Here is a 21,962-nt window from a genome sequence, read left to right on the forward strand (position 1 = left end):
CGCTAACATTTGTCCAATTTCCTCTCGACTACACGACTTTTCGGTACGAATACCATTCTTGGTCCGCCGGCAGACGCCGCATCATCTGGTTGATCGCTGTGGCGATGTTGTTCTTGTTCCCCGGAGCGATGATCATCCATTTCGTGCCGGCCGAACGGACGTGCTCGGCGACCAGCCGCCCTTCCGGCGTATCGATGACGGTCACCGCCCCCGGTTCGACGTAGGTGCGGGAGGGCCGGCCGGTGTCCACCCCGGACTGAATGGCGACGAACGAGGCCTGCGCCGAGCGCTCGGGGTCCGCGGCCAGTTCCAGCGTGTGCAACTGGTCGTGATCGAGCCCCTGCTTTTCGAAGAAGGCGCGCAGGGATTCCTGGTCGGCCGCGGCGGCGCGCATGGCCTCGGCGTCCACCGTGACGGGCCGAAGCGCGGCGGGTTCGTTGCCGCCGCACAATCTTTCGATTTGCGCGGAGACAGCGGCGCTGGCCGAGCCCTCATTGCTGGCGACGCCCGCTCCGCTCATCCGGACGATGTCGGCCGACCGCTCCATCACCACCCACCACTGCGCGAACCTGGCCAGCAACGCCCGGGCCGGCTCGTCGCCATCCCCGGGCGCTCGGAAATGCACGACGAGGCCGACATCACGGCGAGACAGCACGGTCAGCCATTCGACGACCGTGCTGTCCACGACGCCCAGCTCGTCGATCACGCCGGCGGCCCGCAGTTCGGCCGCAACCGGGTGTTCCAGCGCGAGCCGCTTGGGCTCGACGCTGGGCAGATGGGGCCTCAGTCCCATCTCGGGGGACAAGACCTCGATGCCGGTGAGCACCTGAAGGACCCACAAGCCGTCCAGTGTGGTGGTGAGCACGCTATTCCCTTGTAGCCGAGGACGCACGCGCCGTGCGTGCGCCGCCAAGCTGCGGCGGCTAGACCGAGAAGAACTTGGACGTCAGGCTGTCCGTCATCAGCGCTGCGTCATGCACATTGCTCACCGTGTGGCCGTGCAGGCTGACTGTCTGGATCAGGTCCTCCAGCCCGTGCAGCATCTGCTGCTGGGCGTCGAAGAATGAGGTGGCGCCGTGGCCCTGGAAGAAATCGGTCAGCGCCTGGGTGAGATGTAGTACGTCGCCGTGGATCTCCATCAGCTGAGCGGCCTGAGCGGCGATGTCGCCGGAAAGGCCGCTCACCGCGGCGTGGTTGTAAATGATGCTGTCGGACATGTTCGTGGTTCCTTACGGTGAATTGAGTCTCGGGCCGAATTGACGCGACGTCGCCTTAGGTGGACTGCACGCCGCCGAAAACGCCATTGAGGTTGTGGGCGGAATCCGCTTCCTGGCTTTCCATGAGGGCCGCGGTCTGAGCGAGACCGTTGGCCAGCCGGTTGCCGCCATTCATCATCTGCTGCAGGTCGTGGTGAATCTGGCCGGCCGTGTTGAGCGACGTCGACCCAGCCTGACCGGCCCAGCCGGCACCGCTGATGATATTTTCGTGACCGCTCAGGTATCGATTGGCGATCGCCGCTGCCTCCTGCAGCCTTGACTCAATTCGCTGCTTGGTACTGCGGAGCAGCTCCGGTGTGACGATGGTTGATGGCATAGTTCCTCCCTGATTCCTAGGCTCTCCCCGACCTGGATATGGCTAGAAGTTTAGACATCAATCGGCGGCTGTCACTTCAGTAGCTTTTCCGGATCCACGCGCGGAGCGGTGATGGTTTACCCCAAATGGACAAAAACCATGTCAATCCCGGAAACCGAATAGCTGACCGGCCGGCCGGGCTGTTAGAAACTGACCGCGCCGTCGGCCAAACCGTCGCCGTCGCCGTCGGTCAACCGGACGTTCCACTTTCCGTCACCGTCGGTGTCCACGTACGCGGTCGCACCGTTCTCGCGCGCGCACAACACCCGATCGGCGACGCCGTCGCCGTCGCTGTCGATCAATCGGTCGTCCAGCCGGCCGCGCACGTGTACCCCGTCGAAGTCGACCAGCGGTCCGCCGCTGTGTTCCGCGCCGTCCAACCCATACCAGCGCAGCTGGCCGCCGCGATCGACCGCGACCGCCCAGGTGCCGGAGCCGTCGTCGGTGAAGTAACTTTCCGGGGCACCGTCGTTGTCCAGATCGAGCACCGCGTGGTCGGCTACCCCGTCGCCGTCGAAATCCGCCAGGGCGTCGTCGCGCAACCCGTCGCCGTCGAAATCGAGGCCGTAGGCGTCGAGCCGCCCGTCGCTGTCGAGATCGAGATCGGGCCGGCCGTGCCCGATGGCCGCGGTGCCGTCGTCGCCGGATAAGCAGTAGTCCATGCCTACTCGGACGCGCGTTCGCCGTTAAGCGTTCCCCCGCGACCGCCACCAAGCCAACAGTTCTGCCGTGGCCTGTTCGTCGGTCATCGGTCCGCGATCCAGCCGCAGCTCCTTCAGGAACCGCCACGCCTCGCCCACCTGGGGACCCGCGGGAATGTCGAGCAGCTTCATGATCTGGTTGCCGTCCAGATCGGGGCGGACCCGCGCCAGATCCTCCTGGGCGGCCAGCTCTGCGATGCGCGCCTCCAGCTGGTCGTAGTTGGCCTGCAACCGCGCCGCGCGGCGCTGGTTGCGGGTGGTGCAGTCGGCGCGGACCAACTTGTGCAGCCGCGGCAGCAGCGGCCCCGCGTCGGCGACGTACCGGCGCACCGCCGAGTCGGTCCATTTGCCGCCGCCGTAGCCATGAAACCGCAGATGCAGATACACCAGCTGCGAAATGTCGTCGATCAGCTGCTTGGAATATTTGAGCGCCCGCAGCCGCTTGCGGACCATCTTGGCGCCCACCACCTCGTGGTGATGGAAGCTCACACCGCCGTTGGGCTCGTGGCGCCTGGTCGCGGGCTTACCGATGTCATGCAGCAACGCCGCCCAGCGCAGCACCAGGTCGGGGCCCCCCTCAGGAGGCGGGTCCTCCAGGGCGATCGCCTGCCGTAACACCATCAGCGAATGCTGGTAAACGTCCTTGTGCTGGTGATGCTCGTCGATGGCCATCTGCATGCCGCCGATTTCGGGCAACACCACCTCACCCATGCCGGTCTGCACGAGCAGGTCGATCCCGGCGACCGGGTCGACCCCCAGCAACAGCTTGTCCAGCTCGGCCGCCACTCGCTCGATGCTGATGCGGCCCAGCTGCGGGGCCATCTCCTCGATCGCCGCCCGCACCCGGGGTGCGACGGTGAAGCCCAGTTGCGAGACGAACCGCGCCGCCCGCAGCATCCGCAGCGGATCGTCGCCGAAGGAGACCTCCGGAGCCGCCGGGGTGTCCAGCACCCGCGCCCGCAGGGCCGCGAAACCGCCCAGCGGGTCCAAGAATTCGCCCGGCCCGGTCGCCGTGATCCGCACCGCCATCGCGTTCACCGTGAAATCGCGACGCACCAGGTCCTCGTCGAGTCGATCGCCGAAGCGCACCTCCGGATTGCGCGAAACCTGGTCGTAGGTATCGGCCCTGAACGTGGTGATCTCCAGTCGGTGCTCACCCTTGCCGACGCCGACCGTGCCGAACTGGATGCCGGTGTCCCACAGGTGATCTGCCCAGCTCCGCAAGATCTGCTGCACCTGTTCGGGGCGGGCGTCGGTGGTGAAGTCCAGGTCGGGACTCGGCCTGCCCAGCAAGACATCCCGCACCGAACCGCCGACCAGATACAGCTCGTGGCCCGCGGCATCGAATGCCGAACCCAGCTCACGCAACAACGGAGTACGCGTATTCAGCGCGACCGCGGCCGCGGTCAGCAGCTCCACATCGTCGGCGGGGTCCGGCACGTTCGTTGAGACTAGTCGCGGTTCGACGGTGCGGTGCCGCCGCGCCCTCTAGCGGCGAGTATGTCCGGGCAGACCCGGCCGTGCCAGCTACTATCGCTTGGGTGTCGGACGGCGAACAAGCCAAACCACGTCGGCGCCGCGGACGGCGCCGTAATCGTGGCGCCGTCGCCTCGACCGAGACCAACACGAACGGCCGAAGCGGCGAGGACGCCGCGGCGGCCAAGCGGCGCCGGCCCCGCACGCCGCGACACGCACCCGACCGACTACGCACCGTTCATGAAACCTCGGCGGGCGGACTGGTCATCGACGGCATCGACGGACCGCGCGACGCCCAGGTGGCCGCGCTGATCGGCCGCATCGACCGGCGCGGACGGATGTTGTGGTCGCTGCCCAAGGGCCACATCGAGCTCGGCGAAACGGCCGAGCAGACCGCCATCCGCGAGGTTGCCGAGGAGACCGGGATTCGCGGCAGCGTGCTCGCCGCGCTGGGGCGCATCGACTACTGGTTCGTCACCGACGGGCGCCGGGTGCACAAGACCGTGCACCACTATTTGATGCGCTTCTCCGGCGGCGAGCTCTGCGACGAAGATCTCGAGGTCGCCGAGGTGGCGTGGGTGCCGATGCACGAGCTGCCGGCGCGGCTGGCCTACGCCGACGAGCGCCGGCTGGCCGAGGTCGCCGACGAACTGATCGGAAAGCTGCAGAGCCACGGCCCGTCGGCGCTGCCGCCGCTGCCGCCCAGCTCGCCGCGGCGCCATCCGCAGACCCATTCGCGCACCCGCAACTCCCAGAAGCCCGACACGGGCCGGAAGAACGGTCACGGGCCGGGGCCGTGACCTCGCCACGACTCTGCTGGGCCGGCTTTGTGCGCCTCGTCGCAGCGGTCGGCATCGTGGCCGGTTTCGCGGTACTGCTCACCGGGCCCGCCGTCGTGCCCCACGCGGCTGCCGACGAGCCAGGGGCGACGCCGTTCGTCCGCGTCCGCATCGACCAGGTGACCCCGGACGTCGTCACGACGACAAGTTCGCCGACCGTCACCGTCAGCGGGATGGTGACCAACATCGGTGACCGCCCGGTCCGCGACGTGATGGTCCGGCTCGAACACGCCACCGCGGTGACCACCTCGATCGGCCTGCGCACCTCGCTCGACGGCGCCACCGATCAGTACCAGGCCGCCGCCGATTTTCTCACCGTCGCACCCGAATTGCAGCGCGGGCAGGAGGCCGGCTTCACCCTGTCCGCCCCGCTGCGGTCGCTGACCAAGACGTCCATGGGCATCGACCAGCCGGGCATCTACCCCATCCTGGTCAACGTCAACGGCACGCCCGACTACGGCGCGCCAGCCCGCCTGGACAACGCCCGCTTCCTGCTGCCCGTGATCGGCGTGCCGCCCGACCAGGCCGACGCCCTGGAGTCGGCCGTCGCGCCCGATACCTCTAAGCCCGTGTGGCTCACGATGCTGTGGCCGCTGGCCGACCGACCCCGCCTGGCACCGGGCCAACCCGGCGGCACCATCCCCGTGCGGCTGACCGACGACGACTTGGCCACATCCCTGGCCACCGGCGGCCGCCTCGACATCCTGCTGTCCGCGGCCGAGGTCGCCACCAGCAACGCCGTGGACCCCGACGGCGCGGTCGGGCGCGCGCTATGCCTGGCCATCGACCCGGATCTGCTGGTCACCGTCAACGCGATGACGGGCGGCTACGTCGTGTCCAACTCCGACGACGGACCAGCCCAGCAGCCGGGCAGCCCGACGCACCCGGGCGCCGGCCAGGCCGCCGCGACGAGTTGGCTCAATCGGCTCCGCGCGCTGTCCCACCGCACCTGCGTCGCTCCGCTGCCGTACGCCCAGGCCGATCTGGGCGCCCTGCAACGCGTGAACAACCCCGAGCTGAGCGCGATCGCCACCAACAGTGCCGCCGATATCGTCGACCAAATTCTCGACGTGCGTTCCACCCGCGGCGCCACCCTGCTTCCCGACGGTCCGTTGACGGGCGGGGTGGTCGGCCTGCTCGGCTCCGACAGCAACACGGTCGCGGTCGCGGCCGCCGACCTGGTCGCACCGGATACGTCGACGACGGCGAGCGCGCCGACCGACGCCAACGTCGACACCGCGCCGCGGCGGCTGTCTCCCCAGGTGGCGATGGCGCCGTTCGACCCGGCCGTGGGCGCCGCACTGGCCGGCGCGGGAATCGACCCCACCGTGCCCACCTATCTGAGTCCGTCGCTGACGGTCCGGCTTGCCCACGACTCGAATACCGCGCGGCGACAGGACGCGCTGGGCTCCATGTTCTGGCATGCGCTGGATCGTGACGCCGCACCGCGCACCCAGCTACTGGTGCCGCCGGCGGTGTGGAACCTGCAGAACGACGATGCGCAGGTCCTGATGACCGCGCTGGCCACCAGCATCCGGTCCGGTCTGGCGGTGGCCCGGCCCCTGCCCGCGGTGATCGCCGAGGCCCAAGCCGTCGACAAGGCCAGCACCGAACCGGCGGACCCGCCGGCGATCGATGACTCGGAGCGCGGCCGGTTCGCTGACGACGTCACCGCCGACGTCGGCGGTCAGGCCGCACGCCTGGAACGGCTCACCTCCGCGCTGAGCACCGATGAGCGCACCGGGCTGACCGGCATTCAGTACACCGCGCCGCTTCGCGAGGACATGCTGCGCGCGCTGAGCCAATCGCAGCCGCCCGACACCCGCAATGGGCGGGCACAGCAGCGGCTGGCCGTCGTCGGCAACACGATCAACGACCTGTACGGCGCGGTCACCATCGTCAACCCGGGCGGCTCCTACACCCTGGCGACCGAGCACAGCCCACTCCCGTTGGCCCTGCACAACGGCCTCGCCGTCCCGATCAAGGTCCGGCTGCAGGTGGATGCGCCGCCGGGAATGAGGGTCACCGACGTCGGGCAGATCGAGTTGCCGCCTGGGTATCTGCCGTTGCGGGTGCCGATCGAGGTCAACTTCACCCAGCGGGTGGCCATCGACGTGTCGTTGCACACCCCCGACGGCACCCGGCTGGGCGAACCGGTGCGCCTGTCGGTGCACTCCAACGCCTACGGCAAGGTGCTTTTCGGGATCACGCTGAGCGCGGCGGCAGTGCTGGTGCTGCTGGCCGGCCGGCGGCTTTGGCACCGGTTCCGCGGCCAGCCCGACCGTGCCGACCTCGACCGCCCCGACCCGCCGGCTCCGAACTCCGCTGCCCGCCAAGCGATCCGGCCGCGGGTGGATGAAGAGCACCGCGTATGAAACCCGCCTACCGGCGGACCCCCCCGCCGCCGCGGCCGGCGGCATCGCCCGCCCGCCGCCCCGGGCCGCCGACCGGCCCCCTGCCCCCCGTGCCGGAGCTGGCCCGTCGCCGCGCCGAGCTCTCGGACGCCGCCCTGGTCTCCCGGTCGTGGGCGATGGCGTTCGCGACGCTGGTCAGCCGGATCACCGGCTTCGCGCGCATCGTCGTGCTGGCCGCGATCCTGGGTGCCGCGCTGTCCAGCGCTTTCTCGGTGGCCAATCAGCTGCCGAACCTGGTGGCCGCGCTGGTGCTGGAGGCGACGTTCACCGCGATCTTCGTCCCGGTGCTGGCCCGTGCCGAGCAGAGCGATCCGGACGGCGGCGCGGCTTTCGTCCGGCGCCTGGTCACGGTGACGACGGCACTGCTGGGGGTGGCGACGGCGGTGTCCGTGGCGGCCGCGCCACTGCTGGTGCGGCTGATGCTCGGCCGCGACCCGCAGGTCAACGAGCCGCTGACCGTCGCCTTCGCCTACCTGCTGCTGCCGCAGGTGCTCGCCTACGGCCTCACCTCGGTGTTCATGGCAATCCTGAACACCCGCAACGTGTTCGGGCCCACGGCGTGGGCGCCGGTCGTCAACAATCTGGTCGCGCTGGCGACGCTGGCGGTGTACGTCGCGGTGCCCGGTCAGCTGTCCGTCGATCCGGTCCGGATGGGCAACGCCAAGCTGCTGGTGCTCGGCATCGGCACGACCGCCGGCGTCTTCGCGCAGACCGCGGTGCTGCTGATCGCGCTCAAGCGCGAGGGCATCAGCCTGCGCCCGCTGTGGGGTATCGACGAGCGGCTGCGACGCTTCGGCACGATGGCCACCGCGATGGTGCTCTACGTGCTGATCAGTCAGGTCGGCCTGGTGGTCGGCAACCAGATCGCCAGTACCGCAGCGGCTTCGGGCCCGGCGATCTACAACTACACCTGGCTGGTATTGATGTTGCCGTTCGGCATGATCGGCGTGACGGTGCTGACCGTGGTGATGCCGCGGCTGAGCCGCAACGCCGCGGCCGACGACACCGAGGCCGTGCTCGCCGACCTGTCCCTGGCGACGCGGCTGACGCTGATCACGCTGATTCCGATCGTGGCGTTCATGACCGTCGGCGGCCCCGCGATCGGTAGCGCCCTGTTCGCCTACGGCCACTTCGGCGGGGTCGACGCCGCCTACCTGGGGGCCGCTATCGCGTTGTCGGCGTTCACCCTGATCCCCTACGGCCTGGTGCTGCTGCAGCTGCGGGTGTTCTATGCGCGCGAGCAGCCGTGGAGGCCGCTCGTGGTCATCCTGGTCATCACCGCCGTGAAGATCGTCGGCTCGGTGTTGGCCCCGCACGTCACCCACGACCCCAAGCTGGTGGCCGGATTCCTCGGCCTGGCCAACGGGCTCGGCTTCCTGGCCGGCGCGGTCGTCGGCTATCTGCTGCTGCGTCGTGCCCTGCTGCCCGCCGGCGGTCAGCTCGTCGGCGTCGCCGAGATGCGCACCATCCTGGTCACGCTCGTTGCCTCGATGCTGGCCGGCCTGACCGCGCTGGTGGCCGACCGGCTGCTCGCCCTTGACGAGTTGACCGCCCGCGGCGGCGCGGCCGGCTCGCTGCTGCGGTTGTTCGTGCTCGCCCTCATCATGCTGCCCATCATGCTGGCCGTCATGGTCCGCGCGCGGGTGCCCGAGGCGCAAGCAGCGCTCGCTGCGGTCCGGCGCCGGGTCACGGGCCGCGGCAGCGGTGAGCCCCCCGCGGGCCCGGCAGTTATGCCAAACGGATCGTCTCGGCGGCCTCCCGTCACGTACCCTGAGCACAGGAATTCATCCCCGCCGGGGGGCCCCGCGCGTCAGGTGGCGGTCCAAGAGCCGATCCGGCGCAGGCCTCCGGAGCGGGCATCGAGCGCCCAGCTAGCGAAAGGACCGGAGGTGACTGAACGCCCGACTGAGAGCGCGGCACCCAGCCCCGCGCCCGGTCCGCCATCGCCGCATCCTGCTGCCGACGACTTTCAGCCCGACATCCCGGCCGGATCGTCGGCACCGCCACCCGAAGTGCGTAACGGGGACCTGCCCGGCGCGCATGCCCGCAGCTCTGCCCCGCCCGACGCGCCCCACGAACGCGCCGCGGACAGCGCGGGGTCCTCGGACGACGGTCACCTGGTGCCGGGCGCGCGGATCTCCGGCGGACGCTACCGATTGCTGGTCTTCCACGGCGGCGTGCCTCCCCTGCAGTTCTGGCAGGCGCTCGACACCGCGCTGGACCGGCAAGTCGCGCTCACCTTCGTCGACCCGGACGGATCGCTGCCCGAGGAGGTGCTGCAGGAGATCCTGTCGCGCACCCTGCGCCTGTCCCGGATCGATAAGCCGGGTATCGCCCGGGTGCTCGACGTCGTCCACACCGGTTCCGGGGGCCTGGTCGTCGCGGAGTGGATTCGCGGCGGATCGCTGCAGGAGGTGGCGGACACCGCGCCGTCGCCCATCGGCGCCGTGCGGGCCATGCAGTCGTTGGCCGCGGCCGCCGACGCGGCCCACCGCGCCGGCGTCGCCCTCTCGATCGACCACCCCAGCCGGGTGCGCGTCAGCATCGAGGGCGACGTGGTGCTGGCATATCCGGCGACCATGCCCGACGCCAACCCTCAGGACGACATCCGCGGAATCGGTGCCTCGCTGTACGCGCTGCTGGTCGACCGGTGGCCGCTGCCGGAGTTCGGGGTGCGCAGTGGGCTCGCGCCGGCCGATCGTGACGCCGGCGGCCTGCCGGTCGAGCCCACCGTCATCGACCGCGACATTCCGTTCCAGATCTCCGCGGTCGCGGCCCGGGCCGTCCAGGAGGACGGTGGAATCCGCAGCGCGTCGACACTGTTGAACCTCCTCCAGCAGGCGACGGCGGTGGCCGACCACACCGAGGTACTCGGGCCCGTCGACGACTCGACGGCCGAGCCCAGCCCCGCCCCCCTCGGTCGCGAGTACACGACATCGGTGCAACGCCGCCGCGGGCTGCTGATCGGAATCGGCGCGGCCGTCGCCATCATCGTGGTTGCGCTGCTGGTGCTGGCCTCGATCGTCAGCAAGATCTTCGGCAACGTCGGCGGGCTGAACAAGGACGAACTCGGGCTCAACGGACCGAGCTCGTCGAGCGCGTCGTCGGCCCCGCCCTCCGCTCCGGCCGGCAGCAAGATCAAGCCCACCAAGGCGACCGTCTTCTCCCCCGACGGCGATCCCGACAATCCGGGTGCGGCCGGTCAGGCGATCGACGGCGACCCCGGCACCGCCTGGACCACGGAGGTCTATACCGACGCCGTGCCCTTCCCCTCGTTCAAGCAGGGCGAGGGGCTGCTGCTGCAGTTGCCGGGCCCGACGGTGGTCGGCCAGGTCAGCATCGACACTCCGAGCACCGGGACGAAGGTGGAGATTCGCTCCGCGTCCACGGCGACGCCGGCGAAACTCGAGGACACCACGCTGCTGGCCCCGGCCTTCGCGCTCCAGCCCGGCCACAACGTCATACCGGTGCGCGCCGCTGCGCCGACATCGAATCTGCTGGTGTGGATTTCCACGCTCGGCACCACCAATGGTAAGAGCCAGGCCGGCCTCTCGGAGATCACGGTTCAGGCCGCCTCCTGACATTCACAACGGGCCCGGTCAGGTGAAGTGCCGCACCCCGACCGATTGGTTACTGTCCGGCCGTGGGGTTGGGGGGACGGATCCAGTGCGAGCGCAGTGACGCCGAGCTGCTGGCCGCCCATGTCGCCGGCGACCGCCACGCCTTCGCCGAGCTGTTCGGGCGTCATCAACGCCAACTGCACCGCCTGGCGCGGCTGACCACCCGCAGCCGCGAGGACGCCGAAGACGCCCTGCAGGACGCGATGCTGTCGGCGCACCGGGGCGCCGGGTCCTTCCGGCACGACGCCGCGGTCGCCAGCTGGCTGCACCGCATCGTGCTCAACGCCTGCCTCGACCGGCTGCGCCGCGCCAAGACCCACCGGACCACTCCCCTGGAAGACATCTACCCGGTGCCCGATCGGACCGCTCAGGTCGAGACCGCGATCGGCGTACAGCGCGCGCTCATGCGGCTGCCTGTCGAGCAGCGGGCCGCCGTGGTGGCCGTCGACATGCAGGGCTACTCGATCGCCGACACGGCCCGGCTGCTCGGCGTCGCCGAGGGGACCGTCAAGAGCCGCTGCGCGCGCGCCCGGGTGCGGCTGGCCCAGCTGCTGGGCCACCTCGACGCTTACACCGTGCCGGAGCGCCCCGCCGGGCAGCACTAGCCAATTCCGCGAGCCGTGCATGGCCGCCCGGGTGGGCATGACGGACACTGGGGCGGATGGGTGAAGTCGAGAAACCAGCATCAGACCCGCCGCTGACGGTCGAGCTCCTTGCCGATCTGCAGGCCGGTCTGCTGGACGACGCCGCCGCCGCTCGGGTCCGCAGGCAGGTCCGCGCCGATCCACGTGCCCAGGGGGCGCTGCGGGCTCTCGACCGGGTACGCCGCGATCTGGCCGCCGCCGGCGCCGACGAGGCCCCCGCGGTGCCCGCGGAGGTCACCGCCCGCATCACCGCGACGCTGCAGTCCGCGACCACGGGGCCGCCCGGCGGCTCCACCCACGCGGCTCGCCCGCACCTGCCTCCCGCCCGGCTTGTCGCGGCCATTGCCGGGGCGTGTGCGGCGCTGGCCGCGGTCGCGTTCGGCACGGTGGCGTTGCTGCGCGAGCCGGCGCCCACCCCTAGCACCGGCCCCACCGCCGAGCACATCACCGTGTCGACGCCCCCGGCGGCGATCCCGCTGTCGGCGGCCGACCTGCGCGAACTGCTGCACCAGCCGCCGGACTTCGGCCCACTCAGCGACCCGGCGCGGCGCGCGTCCTGCCTCAGCGGCCTCGGCTACCCGGCGTCCACGCTGGTGCTGGGCGGGCACCCCGTGGAGATCAACGCCCGCCCCGGGATCGTGCTGGTGCTGCCCGCCGATACGCCAGACAACCTCACCGTCTTCGCGGTGTCGCTGAATTGCAGCGCCGCCGATACCGGGCTGCTGGCCGACACCCAGATTCCCCGCGCTTAGGTTGGTGCCACGTGTTGCGCCCGGGTTATGCCAACCGCGGGAACACCCGCGCCTACGCTGGCGTTCGAGAAGTTGAAAATATTTTGTACCGGAAAGGCTGGTATGACCGCCTCTGCTGCTAACGAGACAGTCCACAACGTGATCGTTATTGGTTCCGGTCCGGCCGGCTACACCGCGGCGCTCTACACCGCCCGCGCCCAACTGGCGCCGCTGGTCTTCGAGGGCACCGCTTTCGGTGGCGCGTTGATGACGACGACCGAGGTGGAGAACTACCCGGGGTTCCGCGACGGCGTCACGGGCCCGGAACTGATGGACCAGATGCGCGAGCAGGCGCTGCGGTTCGGCGCGGACCTGCGCATGGAGGACGTCGAGTCGGTATCGCTGGATGGGCCGATCAAATCCGTGGTGACCGCCGACGGGGAGACCTACCGGGCCCGCGCCGTGATCCTGGCGATGGGGGCCGCGGCGCGCTACCTCAACGTCCCCGGCGAGCAGGAGTTGCTGGGCCGCGGGGTCAGCTCGTGTGCCACCTGTGACGGTTTCTTCTTCAAGGACCAGGACATCGCCGTCATCGGCGGCGGTGACTCCGCGATGGAAGAGGCCACGTTCTTGACCCGGTTTGCCCGCAGCGTGACCTTGGTGCACCGCCGCGAGGAGTTCCGCGCATCGAAGATCATGCTCGACCGCGCGCGTAACAACGACAAGATCAAGTTCGTCACCAACGCCGTCGTGGAAGGCGTCGAGGGCGATACTTCGGTGACCGGATTGCGCTTGCGCGACACGGTAACTGGCGAAGAATCGACCCTCGCCGTGACGGGTGTCTTCGTTGCGATCGGTCACGACCCTCGGTCGGCTCTGGTGCGTGACGCCGTCGACGTCGACCCGGAAGGCTACGTCCTTGTCCAGGGCCGCACCACCAGGACCTCAGTGGACGGCGTTTTCGCCGCCGGTGACCTGGTGGACCACACCTACCGGCAAGCGGTGACCGCGGCCGGCAGCGGCTGTTCGGCGGCCATCGATGCGGAGCGCTGGCTGGCCGAACACGAAGAGTCGGGAGCGGCCGCGGACGGCCAATCCAATGCCGGGAACACCGATCTGATTGGAGCACCACGATGAGCGACACCGAAAAGGCCGGGGCCACAATAGAAGTCTCCGATGCATCGTTTTCCACCGATGTGTTGTCCAGCGAAAAGCCTGTGCTGGTTGACTTTTGGGCCACCTGGTGCGGGCCGTGCAAAATGGTGGCACCGGTGCTCGAAGAGATCGCGGCCGAACGCGGCGAACAGCTCACGGTCGCCAAGCTAGATGTCGACGCCAACCCGGAAACGGCCCGCGATTTCCAGGTGGTCTCGATCCCCACACTGATCTTGTTCAAGGACGGCCAACCGGTCAAACGGATCGTCGGCGCCAAGGGCAAAGCGGCCCTGTTGCGTGAGCTGTCCGACGCGGTCCCCAACCTCAACTGATCGCGCTGCGCTTCGACGCGGCCCCCGCCGCCTAGCCTGGGGTTTTCCCGAAATTGAGCAGAGTCTGCGACAATACCGGTTAGCTGTAATGCGTTTGTCAGGCTGTCAGTTTGTCCCGGAGGGCCCTTGGTATGTCGAGTCCGCGCCGCGAAAATGGCGACGCGCTGCGCTGTGGTGACCGCAGCGCTGCTGTGACCGAGATCCGGGCCGCGCTGGGTGCGCTTGGGCTGCTGGAAAGTTCCGACGCAGACCTGACCACGGGTCGGCATGTGGCGCTTGAGGTGTTCGACAACGAACTCGACCGGGCGGTGCGCGCCTTCCAGCAACACCGCGGGCTGTTGGTCGACGGCATCGTAGGCGAGGCCACCTACCGGGCCCTCAAGGAGGCGTCCTACCGGCTTGGCGCCCGGACGCTGTTTCACCAATTCGGCGCGCCATTGTACGGCGACGACGTCGCGACGTTGCAGGCCCGGCTGCAGGACCTCGGCTTCTACACAGGTTTGGTCGACGGGCATTTCGGGCTTCAGACGCACAATGCGTTGATGTCCTACCAGCGCGAGTACGGACTGGCCGCCGACGGCATCTGCGGCCCGGAAACGTTGCGCTCCTTGTACTTTCTGAGTTCACGCGTGACCGGCGGCTCACCGCACGCCATTCGCGAAGAGGAACTGGTGCGCCGGTCGGGCCCGCGGTTGTCGGGCAAGCGGATCATCATCGATCCGGGCCGCGGCGGCCCCGACCACGGACTCATCGCGCAGGGTCACGGCGGTCCCATCAGCGAAGCGGATGTGTTGTGGGACTTGGCAAGTCGGCTCGAAGGCCGGATGACGGCGATCGGCATGGAGACGTTCCTGTCCCGGCCGACCAACCGCAGCCCATCCGATGCCGAGCGCGCCGCGACGGCCAACAACGTCGGCGCGGACCTGATGATCAGCCTGCGCTGCGAGGCCCAGGCCAGCCCCTCGGCCAATGGCGTGGCGTCGTTTCACTTCGGCAATTCGCACGGCTCGGTGTCGACGATCGGCCGCAATCTTGCCGACTTCATCCAGCGAGAAATAGTGGCGCGCACCGGATTACGCGATTGCCGGACCCACGGCCGGACGTGGGACCTGCTGCGCCTGACCCGGATGCCGACCGTCCAGGTCGACATCGGATATATCACCAATCCGCACGATCGCACGATGCTGGTATCGACGCAGACCCGCGACGCCATCGCCGAAGGCATCCTCGCCGCGGTCAAGCGGCTCTACCTGCTGGGCAAGAACGACCGGCCCACCGGAACCTTCACCTTCGCCGAACTGCTCGCTCACGAGCTGGCGGTGGAACGGGCCTCCGGGCCCGGCGGCTCCTAACCGTTCCGGTCGGCCCGCAACGCACTACTCGCCGTCAACCCGGCACCGACGGGCTGCTCCAACTGAGCGTTGGCAAGCAGGCGCTCCAGGGCGGCCTCCACCTCGGCCTTCCAGCCTAAGCCCTTGTCCAGCTCGAGTCGCAGCCGCGGGAAATACGAATGCGGCGCCACCACAACAAATCCCACGTCTTGCAAGAACTGCGCGTCGATGATGCACCGTTCCACCGAGCACTCGCCGAGCGCCTCGAGCACCGGCCGCACGCCGGGTTCCACCAGTTGCGGATCTTGTAGTTCCGACGCCGCCGGCGTCCGGCCGAACGCCTCGAGCGCCCGGACGCCGCGTCGCACCAGCTCGTCGATGACCTGGGCGAGCAGGCTATGCGGCAGATCGTCGGAGGCATGCCCCGGCTCGATGCCCATCGATGTCAGCAGGACCGCGTCCGGCGACACCGGCGCGGTGGGAAACCGCGCCGCCCGCGGTACCGCACCAGGCGGCGCGTAAAGCACGTAACCGAGGCACGACGGCTCGGCATGGCTGTGCTCGTCGGGGACAGTCATCGCGACCTGTCCGCACGAACCCCACTCCAGCATCACCATCGACAGCCAGGCTTCCTTTTCGAATTCCGGGTCGGCGAGCTGATTGTCGCCCAGTGTCGTGGGGTCGACCTCCCAGAAGACACACTGGCGGGCGTGCTTCGGAAGCTGCTCGAACGCTTCGAGCCGCAGCGGTGTGATTCGAGCAGACACTAGCCTCCTGGCTTCCGTGCGTACTGCAGCCGACTGCCTACAGCCCGGCCGTCCTGGCTGACATGCACCACCAACCGCTCCAGAATAGGAGAGTTTGCCGCCATCGGGCCACTGTTGGCGTTGTCACGCGGGCCGGCCAGAGCTAGCAACCGACCATCCTGCAACCGGCCCGCGCAGAGCCACGAAATCTTTTGGCGCACAGCAGCTTCCGTCGGATGATGGTGGTTTCGCGACCGGCAGCGGGCCGCGGTGTCACAGTGACGTAATTACAGGGGGTATCGGGTCATGCCTTGGGCGGGCTCATCACGTCGATAATTCGCTGAAGATCCTCGACCGATCCGAACTCGACGACGATTTTGCCCTTGCGCTTACCGAGGCTCACCGAGACGCGGGTGTCGAACGCATTCGACAGCCGGTCGGCGACGTCCTGAAGGCCGGGCATCTGAATCGGCTTGCGGCGCTGGGGCGGCGGGGTGGCGGCGTCACCCCGATTGGCCAGGGTGACGGCCTCCTCGGTGGCGCGCACCGACAGACCCTCGGCGACGATCCGGCTGGCGAGCTCCTCCTGCGCCTCGGGACCGGATTCCAGGGACAGCAGCGCGCGGGCGTGGCCCGCGGAGAGCACCCCCGCGGCCACCCGCCGCTGCACCGCGATCGGCAACTTCAGCAGCCGGATCATGTTACTGATCAGCGGCCGCGAGCGACCGATCCGGGATGCCAGTTCGTCGTGGGTGACCCCGAACTCGTCGAGCAGTTGTTGGTAAGCCGCCGCCTCTTCCAACGGGTTGAGCTGGACCCGGTGGATGTTCTCGAGCAGGGCGTCGCGCAGCAGGTTGTCATCGCCCGTCTCGCGGACGATCGCCGGGATGGTCGCCAGCCCCGCCTCCTGAGCGGCCCGCCAGCGCCGCTCCCCCATCACGATCTGATAGCGGGCGCCGCCCGGCGATTCTGCCGCCCGCACCACGATGGGTTGCAGCAGCCCGAATTCGCGGATGGAATGCACCAACTCGGCGAGGGCCTCTTCGTCGAACACCTGCCGGGGCTGGCGCGGATTGGCCTCGATGTCGGACGGCGCGATCTCCCGGTAGACCGCGCCTATGCCGGCGCCGGCCGGGGCCGGTCCGCCGATCAGGACGTCGGCGGCGGCATCGCCCATCCGAGGACCGAGGGTCGCCGGCCCCGAGTCGCCCTCCGCGGGGCCGGTGGGGATCAGCGAGGCCAAGCCTCGCCCGAGGCCGCCCTTTTTCCGTACCGGCTGCGTCATGTTCATCCCTTCACGAATGGTCGTCAACCACGCTGCGCGAGTTCGCGGCTCGCATCGAGATAGCTCATCGCCCCGCGCGATCCGGGGTCGTAGTCGATGATCGTCATGCTGTAGCCCGGCGCCTCCGACACCTTGACGCTGCGCGGGATCACGGTCCGCAACACCTTGGCGCCGAAGTAGCGGCGCACCTCCTCGGCCACCTGATCGGCGAGCTTGGTGCGGCCGTCATACATCGTGAGAATCACCGTCGTCACATCGAGTTGGGGGTTCAGGTGCGCCTTGACCATCTCGATGTTCCGCATCAGCTGCGACACACCCTCGAGCGCGTAGTACTCGCACTGGATCGGAATCATCACCTCCGGTGCGGCCACAAGCGCGTTGATGGTGAGCAACCCGAGCGACGGCGGGCAGTCCACGAAGACGTAGTCGAAGTCGAAGTGGTCCAGCTCCGCCAAAGCGGTACGCAATCGATTCTCGCGCGCAACCATGCTGACCAATTCGATCTCGGCGCCGGCCAAATCGATCGTCGAGGGAACGCAGAACAGGCGGTCGCTGTGCGGGCTGCGGCGGAGCGCGTTCTCGATCGTCTCCTCGCCGAGAAGCACTTCGTACGACGACGGTGTGCCCGATTGCCGGTCGGTGATACCGAGGGCCGTGCTCGCGTTGCCCTGCGGGTCGAGATCGATGACGAGCGTCTTCAGTCCCTGCAGCGCGAGTGCGGCGGCGAGGTTGACCGCCGTGGTCGTCTTGCCGACGCCGCCCTTCTGGTTCGCCACCGTGAACACTCGGCGGTGCGCCGGACGTGGCAAGGGCGGGTAAGTCGTGTGCAGAATCCGCATCGCGCGCTCGGCGGCGGCGCCGATCGGCGTGTCGAATTCGTTGGATGTTTCACGTGAAACATCAGCCGCCGGTGGGGGCACCATCGCCTCCGGTGCCAGCGGCACCCCGATGGGAGCGGCCATGGGAGCCGGCGGGTGCGGCGCGCTTTGGTGCGACCGGGATCCGGGGGCGCCGTCGGGAGTGCTCATCGAGATCTCCTTTTTGACGACACCGGTCGGTCCGACGGCGGCTGTCCGCGCTCCGCCACCACGACGGTTGCGGGCGGACGCAAGTAGTTCGCGCCACATGTCATCACCTTGACATCAACGGCACCGGCCGCGGCCATCACACGCCGGTGTTCGTGGGCTTCGTCCGGGGCACGCTCCCCCTTGATCGCAATCATCCTCCCGCCCGGCCGAAGCAACGGCATACTCCACTTCGTCAACTTGTCCAACGCGGCAACCGCTCGAGACACCGCCGCGTCCCTTCCGCCGAATTGGTCGCGCACCCAAGCCTCCTCGGCACGGCCGCGCACCACCTCAATGGACAACCCTAGATCGGCGGCGGCCTCTTTGAGAAACTCGCTGCGCCGCAACAACGGCTCGAGGAGAACAACCTCGAGGTCCGGCCGGGCGAGCGCCAACGGTATGCCGGGCAGGCCCGCCCCGCTCCCGATATCGATGACCCGCTCGCCCTCACCCAGCATCTCCCCGACGGCCGCGCTATTAAGTAGGTGGCGATCCCAAATGCGGTCGACTTCGCGGGGGCCGAGCAGTCCGCGTTCCACCCCCGCAGTTGCCAGGAGTTCCGCGTATCGCGTGGTGGTCTCGAGGCGGGCTCCGAACACCCGGACCGCTGCGTCGGGCGCTTCCGGCGGGCCGGCCGGCACCGCGTCCGTCACCGCTCCGGTGGCCCGCACCCGATCGGATTGCTCGACATGTTTCACGTGAAACATTCCTCTGCTTTTGCGGAGTCCTGGCGGGCGGGGTGCGCCGACGAACTACACCTCTGTAACTCGGTGCTCAGTCGTGAAGCACGACAACGCGGCGCGAGGGCTCAACGCCTTCGCTCTCGCTGTGCACACCTGGCACCGCCGCGACGGCGTCGTGGACGATCTTGCGCTCGAACGGAGTCATCGGGCGCAGTTCCTCTCGCTCGCCGCTGTCCAGCACCCGCCGCGCGACCTTGTCGCCCAACGCGGCCAGCTCCTCGCGCCGCCGTCGCCGCCAGCTCGCGATGTCGAGCATCAGCCGGCTGCGCACTCCCGTCTTTTGGTGGACCGCGAGCCGGGTGAGCTCCTGCAGCGCGTCGAGTACTTCCCCGCCACGCCCCACCAACTTGTTCAGGTCGTCGCTACCGTCGATGCTCACGACCGCCCGGCTGCCCTCGACATCCAGATCGATGTCCCCGTCGAAGTCCAGCAGATCCAGCAACTCTTCGAGATAGTCGCCGGCGATCTCGCCCTCGGCGACCAACCGCTCCTCCAGGTCGTCGGGCTCGCCGGCGCCGCCATCCTCCGCCGTCGCGCCTTCCAGATCGTCTTCAACCGCGACCGGAGTGTCCAGATCGCGACCGGTGGTCTCGGCTTCTGTCATCGTTTTCTCTCCCTCATTCACAGGTCTTAAGTCTCAATGCGGTCACCCACCGGCGACGGACCGATAACGCCGGGTGACCACGGTCAGCGTCTGCGTCGTTTCGGACGCGCCCCTGGCCGCGGTGTGCGGGCGGGGCCGTTGTTACGCACGGTCGAATCCGCTTTGCCCGGCTGTGCCCGCGTCGCGTCCTCGTCGCCTGCCGCGTCGTCGGCGGCCACGCCGTCCGGTGCTGCGTCGCCGTTGGTCGGCGTCGCCTTCGCGGTGCGCTTCGGCTTGGCCCCGGGGGCCGGCGCGTTGGCCGCGCGACGCTGGATCGCCTCCTGTTTCTTGGCCTCGTCCTCTTTCTCGATCATCCCGAAGACGTAGTGCTGCTGGCCGAACGTCCAGATGTTGTTCGAGACCCAGTACATGATGATGGCGAGCGGAAGGAACGGCCCACTGACAATCACGCCGAGCGGAAACACGTACAGCGCCAGCTTGTTCATCATCGCGGTCTGGGGATTGGCCGCGGCTTCCGGACTTTGCCGGGCAACTGATGCCCGGCTGTTGAAGTACGTCGCGATGCCCGCCAGGATCATCACCGGCACCCCAACCGCGATCACCGCCGGGCGGTGGAAAACCTCGAACGCGTCCAACCCCGAGCGTTGCGTCATGGACGCGCCGATCGGCGCGCCGAATAGATTCGCCCGCAGGAAGTTCTGCACATCGGTAGGCGTGAAGACGTAGTTACCGACGAGCTTGTTCTGCGCCACCGACATCTGCTGCAAACCAATGCCGCCGGTGGTCCGGTTGAACGAACGCAGCACGTGATAGAGCCCCAGGAAAACCGGAATCTGGGCCAGCATTGGCAGGCAGCCCAGAATAGGGTTGAACCCGTGCTCGCGTTGCAGCTTCTGCATCTCGAGTGCCATGCGCTGTCGATCCTTGCTGTACTTCTTTTGGAGCGCCTTGATCTGGGGCTGCAGCTCCTGCATCTGGCGCGTGGTCCGGATCTGGCGGACGAACGGCTTGTACAGCAGCGCGCGCAGGGTGAACACCAGGAACATCACCGACAGGGCCCACGCGAAGAAGTTCGCCGGTCCCAGCAGGGCAGCGAACAGCTTGTACCAGACCCACATGATCCACGACACCGGGTAGTAGACGAAGTCGAGGCTGAAAAAATCAAACAAGAGATTCACTCTCCCCTCGCGGCGCGCGGTAGCTTCCGGCGACGCTGGTGTCTTCGAAGTCGGTCCGGCAATCCCGGTGTGTTCCAGGGCGCTCCGGTATCGGGTCCCATCCTCCCCGATGCCACGGCCCGCACCTGACGAGCCTGGCTATAGCCAACCAACTCCCCCGAATGAGGCCGTACTCGGTAAGCGCATCGACCGCGTACTGACTGCAGGTTGGGATGAACCGACAGGTGGCCGGGCGTAGCGGCGAAACCATGTGCCTGTACAGCTGGATCACGAACACCAGTCCCCGCGCGACAGTCCTGCCCGCACCGCCGACCGCCGCCCGCACCGACATCCTCACCGTCTCGTTTTCGCGTGCTCGGTAGCGCGGCGTAAGCCGGTGCGCACCTGCTTCTGCAATCGCGCCGACGAGACGCTTCGGCTGCCGGGCAACGCTCGCAGTACCACCCGATCCGACGGGTCCAGATCGGGCAGCATCGCCCGGACGGCATGTCGCAGTCGCCGCGAGACCCGATGTCGCTGCACCGCCGAGCCAACTGCCTTTCCGACGATCAGCCCGACTCGCGGGCCGTCGTCCTCATCGCTGTCGCTGCTCCGGTGAACATGCACGACGACGTCGAGCTGCGCCGTACGCAGGCCGCGTTTGACGGTCGAGTCGAACTCGGTTGACCGCCTCATCCGATTGCGTGCCGGAAGCACCGCCCACGAACCTGTCGCTAAGATCAGGCAGAAAGCGCGCGGCGGCCCTTGCGGCGCCGGCCGGACACGATGGCACGCCCCGCACGAGTGCGCATGCGCAGACGGAAACCATGCACGCGGGCTCGGCGCCGGTTGTTCGGCTGAAAGGTCCGCTTGCCCTTGGCCACGGCATTCTCCTCGGTGTGTCTTGCTTGAAACTTTCCCAGCCATCCGGCCGCTCGCGATATCGGAACCCGCGGGTGGATCGGAAAGTGGTCTAGCTACTGCTGGCCGGCGCGGTCCCCGTGCGCATGGCTTGGGTCGCAGCCGTATCGCCGACTTTCGGGCGACTGTATGAGGGTACTGATGACGCTTCGCCTGGTCAAACTTGGCCTGGCGCAAGGCAGCCACCGCAACTCGTCGACGAAACGACTGCCGCCTTGTCCCGCCATCCTTCGCGAACCGAAATGTGGGTCAGGAGAGCTTAAACAACCGGATTGGAATGCAGCCGAACGGTTGGCAGCCGCTCGGAAAACTGTTAGCTTCAGGCAATGCCGTTTCAGACTGCAACGGCGCATGACAACGAAGCGAGGATGGCGGATCGACTAGCTGTCTAGGCGACCCCACGGGTTGTCTCCAGCACGGAGATCGCGAGCCGCCGCCGGTAGGTTGCGGCCCGTATACGATCCTCCTGTCCACACCTGTGTATAACTGTGTGGACAGTTGCTTCGTCGCCAACGCGAGGTTGTGGCTCAGCCCAGAGTTTGCGAGAACCAGGGAGATGCGTCG

The 21,962-nt window shown here is 68.4% G+C and carries 22 protein-coding genes; 8 read left to right on the forward strand and 14 right to left on the reverse strand.

Annotation, left to right across the window (positions count from 1 at the left end):
* Positions 1–28: 28 nt before the first annotated feature.
* The 5 genes from MSG_RS24610 to MSG_RS24630 form a co-directional block, all read right to left on the reverse strand.
* On the reverse strand, positions 29–865 hold the full coding sequence (locus MSG_RS24610) for an ESX secretion-associated protein EspG (protein ID WP_096443810.1): 837 nt from the start codon (positions 863–865) through the stop codon (positions 29–31).
* 58 nt (positions 866–923) lie between these two features.
* Positions 924–1,217 carry a WXG100 family type VII secretion target gene (locus MSG_RS24615; protein WP_096443811.1) on the reverse strand — a complete coding sequence of 98 codons (294 nt, stop codon included), beginning with the start codon at positions 1,215–1,217 and terminating at the stop codon, positions 924–926.
* Positions 1,218–1,272: 55 nt separating this feature from the next.
* Positions 1,273–1,593 carry a WXG100 family type VII secretion target gene (locus MSG_RS24620; protein ID WP_096443813.1) on the reverse strand — a complete coding sequence of 107 codons (321 nt, stop codon included), beginning with the start codon at positions 1,591–1,593 and terminating at the stop codon, positions 1,273–1,275.
* A 182-nt stretch (positions 1,594–1,775) separates the two neighbouring features.
* Positions 1,776–2,294: a pullulanase gene (locus MSG_RS24625; RefSeq protein WP_096443815.1), complete on the reverse strand. Its 519-nt coding sequence runs from the start codon at positions 2,292–2,294 to the stop codon at positions 1,776–1,778.
* A 24-nt stretch (positions 2,295–2,318) separates the two neighbouring features.
* The gene (locus MSG_RS24630; protein ID WP_096443817.1) at positions 2,319–3,773 is read right to left on the reverse strand and encodes a CCA tRNA nucleotidyltransferase; all 1,455 of its coding nucleotides are present in this window, start codon (positions 3,771–3,773) and stop codon (positions 2,319–2,321) included.
* Positions 3,774–3,874: 101 nt separating this feature from the next.
* Here MSG_RS24630 and MSG_RS24635 point away from each other — a divergent pair, with 101 nt between their 5' ends.
* From MSG_RS24635 to MSG_RS24670, 8 genes are all read left to right on the forward strand, one after another.
* Positions 3,875–4,609, forward strand: coding sequence for an NUDIX hydrolase (locus MSG_RS24635; protein ID WP_096443819.1), 735 nt, complete (start codon positions 3,875–3,877; stop codon positions 4,607–4,609).
* Positions 4,606–7,023, forward strand: a complete 2,418-nt coding sequence (locus tag MSG_RS24640; protein WP_096443821.1) for a hypothetical protein — start codon at positions 4,606–4,608, stop codon at positions 7,021–7,023. Before MSG_RS24635 ends, MSG_RS24640 begins: the two co-directional genes overlap by 4 nt.
* On the forward strand, positions 7,020–10,643 hold the full coding sequence (locus tag MSG_RS24645; RefSeq protein ID WP_096443823.1) for a murein biosynthesis integral membrane protein MurJ: 3,624 nt from the start codon (positions 7,020–7,022) through the stop codon (positions 10,641–10,643). The genes MSG_RS24640 and MSG_RS24645 overlap by 4 nt, the downstream gene beginning before the upstream one ends.
* 62 nt (positions 10,644–10,705) lie before the next feature.
* Positions 10,706–11,287 carry an RNA polymerase sigma factor SigM gene (gene sigM, locus MSG_RS24650; protein ID WP_096443825.1) on the forward strand — a complete coding sequence of 194 codons (582 nt, stop codon included), beginning with the start codon at positions 10,706–10,708 and terminating at the stop codon, positions 11,285–11,287.
* Positions 11,288–11,343: 56 nt separating this feature from the next.
* Positions 11,344–12,078, forward strand: coding sequence for a hypothetical protein (locus MSG_RS24655; RefSeq protein ID WP_096443827.1), 735 nt, complete (start codon positions 11,344–11,346; stop codon positions 12,076–12,078).
* A 102-nt stretch (positions 12,079–12,180) separates the two neighbouring features.
* Positions 12,181–13,194 (forward strand): thioredoxin-disulfide reductase, encoded by a 1,014-nt coding sequence (trxB, locus tag MSG_RS24660; protein ID WP_096443829.1) that lies wholly within the window; start codon positions 12,181–12,183, stop codon positions 13,192–13,194.
* Positions 13,191–13,544 carry a thioredoxin gene (trxA, locus tag MSG_RS24665; RefSeq protein WP_096443831.1) on the forward strand — a complete coding sequence of 118 codons (354 nt, stop codon included), beginning with the start codon at positions 13,191–13,193 and terminating at the stop codon, positions 13,542–13,544. The genes trxB and trxA overlap by 4 nt, the downstream gene beginning before the upstream one ends.
* Before the next feature lie 131 nt (positions 13,545–13,675).
* Positions 13,676–14,896 carry an N-acetylmuramoyl-L-alanine amidase gene (locus MSG_RS24670; RefSeq protein WP_096443833.1) on the forward strand — a complete coding sequence of 407 codons (1,221 nt, stop codon included), beginning with the start codon at positions 13,676–13,678 and terminating at the stop codon, positions 14,894–14,896.
* Here MSG_RS24670 and MSG_RS24675 read toward each other — a convergent pair.
* From MSG_RS24675 to rpmH, 9 genes are all read right to left on the reverse strand, one after another.
* Positions 14,893–15,642 (reverse strand): acetyltransferase, encoded by a 750-nt coding sequence (locus MSG_RS24675; RefSeq protein WP_096443835.1) that lies wholly within the window; start codon positions 15,640–15,642, stop codon positions 14,893–14,895. The genes MSG_RS24670 and MSG_RS24675 overlap by 4 nt on opposite strands.
* 283 nt (positions 15,643–15,925) lie before the next feature.
* Entirely contained in the window at positions 15,926–16,906 is a 981-nt protein-coding gene (locus tag MSG_RS24680) for a ParB/RepB/Spo0J family partition protein (RefSeq protein WP_096444795.1), read from the reverse strand.
* Between the two features lie 23 nt (positions 16,907–16,929).
* Positions 16,930–17,934 (reverse strand): ParA family protein, encoded by a 1,005-nt coding sequence (locus MSG_RS24685; RefSeq protein ID WP_373421167.1) that lies wholly within the window; start codon positions 17,932–17,934, stop codon positions 16,930–16,932.
* Positions 17,931–18,680: a 16S rRNA (guanine(527)-N(7))-methyltransferase RsmG gene (gene rsmG, locus MSG_RS24690; protein ID WP_096443837.1), complete on the reverse strand. Its 750-nt coding sequence runs from the start codon at positions 18,678–18,680 to the stop codon at positions 17,931–17,933. The genes MSG_RS24685 and rsmG overlap by 4 nt, the downstream gene beginning before the upstream one ends.
* Positions 18,681–18,747: 67 nt before the next feature.
* A complete protein-coding gene (locus MSG_RS24695; protein WP_096443839.1) occupies positions 18,748–19,320 on the reverse strand; it encodes a Jag family protein in 573 nt (190 codons plus the stop codon).
* Between the two features lie 83 nt (positions 19,321–19,403).
* Complete coding sequence (gene yidC / locus MSG_RS24700; RefSeq protein ID WP_096443840.1) at positions 19,404–20,498, reverse strand: membrane protein insertase YidC; 1,095 nt, start codon at positions 20,496–20,498, stop codon at positions 19,404–19,406.
* Positions 20,482–20,829: a membrane protein insertion efficiency factor YidD gene (yidD, locus tag MSG_RS24705; protein WP_096443842.1), complete on the reverse strand. Its 348-nt coding sequence runs from the start codon at positions 20,827–20,829 to the stop codon at positions 20,482–20,484. The genes yidC and yidD overlap by 17 nt, the downstream gene beginning before the upstream one ends.
* A gap of 2 nt (positions 20,830–20,831) precedes the next feature.
* The gene (gene rnpA / locus MSG_RS24710; protein WP_096443844.1) at positions 20,832–21,194 is read right to left on the reverse strand and encodes a ribonuclease P protein component; all 363 of its coding nucleotides are present in this window, start codon (positions 21,192–21,194) and stop codon (positions 20,832–20,834) included.
* A 23-nt stretch (positions 21,195–21,217) separates the two neighbouring features.
* A complete protein-coding gene (gene rpmH, locus MSG_RS24715; RefSeq protein WP_003874369.1) occupies positions 21,218–21,361 on the reverse strand; it encodes a 50S ribosomal protein L34 in 144 nt (47 codons plus the stop codon).
* Positions 21,362–21,962 lie beyond the last annotated feature (601 nt).

Origin of the sequence: Mycobacterium shigaense, assembly GCF_002356315.1 — a bacterium.
GTDB lineage: Bacteria > Actinomycetota > Actinomycetes > Mycobacteriales > Mycobacteriaceae > Mycobacterium > Mycobacterium shigaense.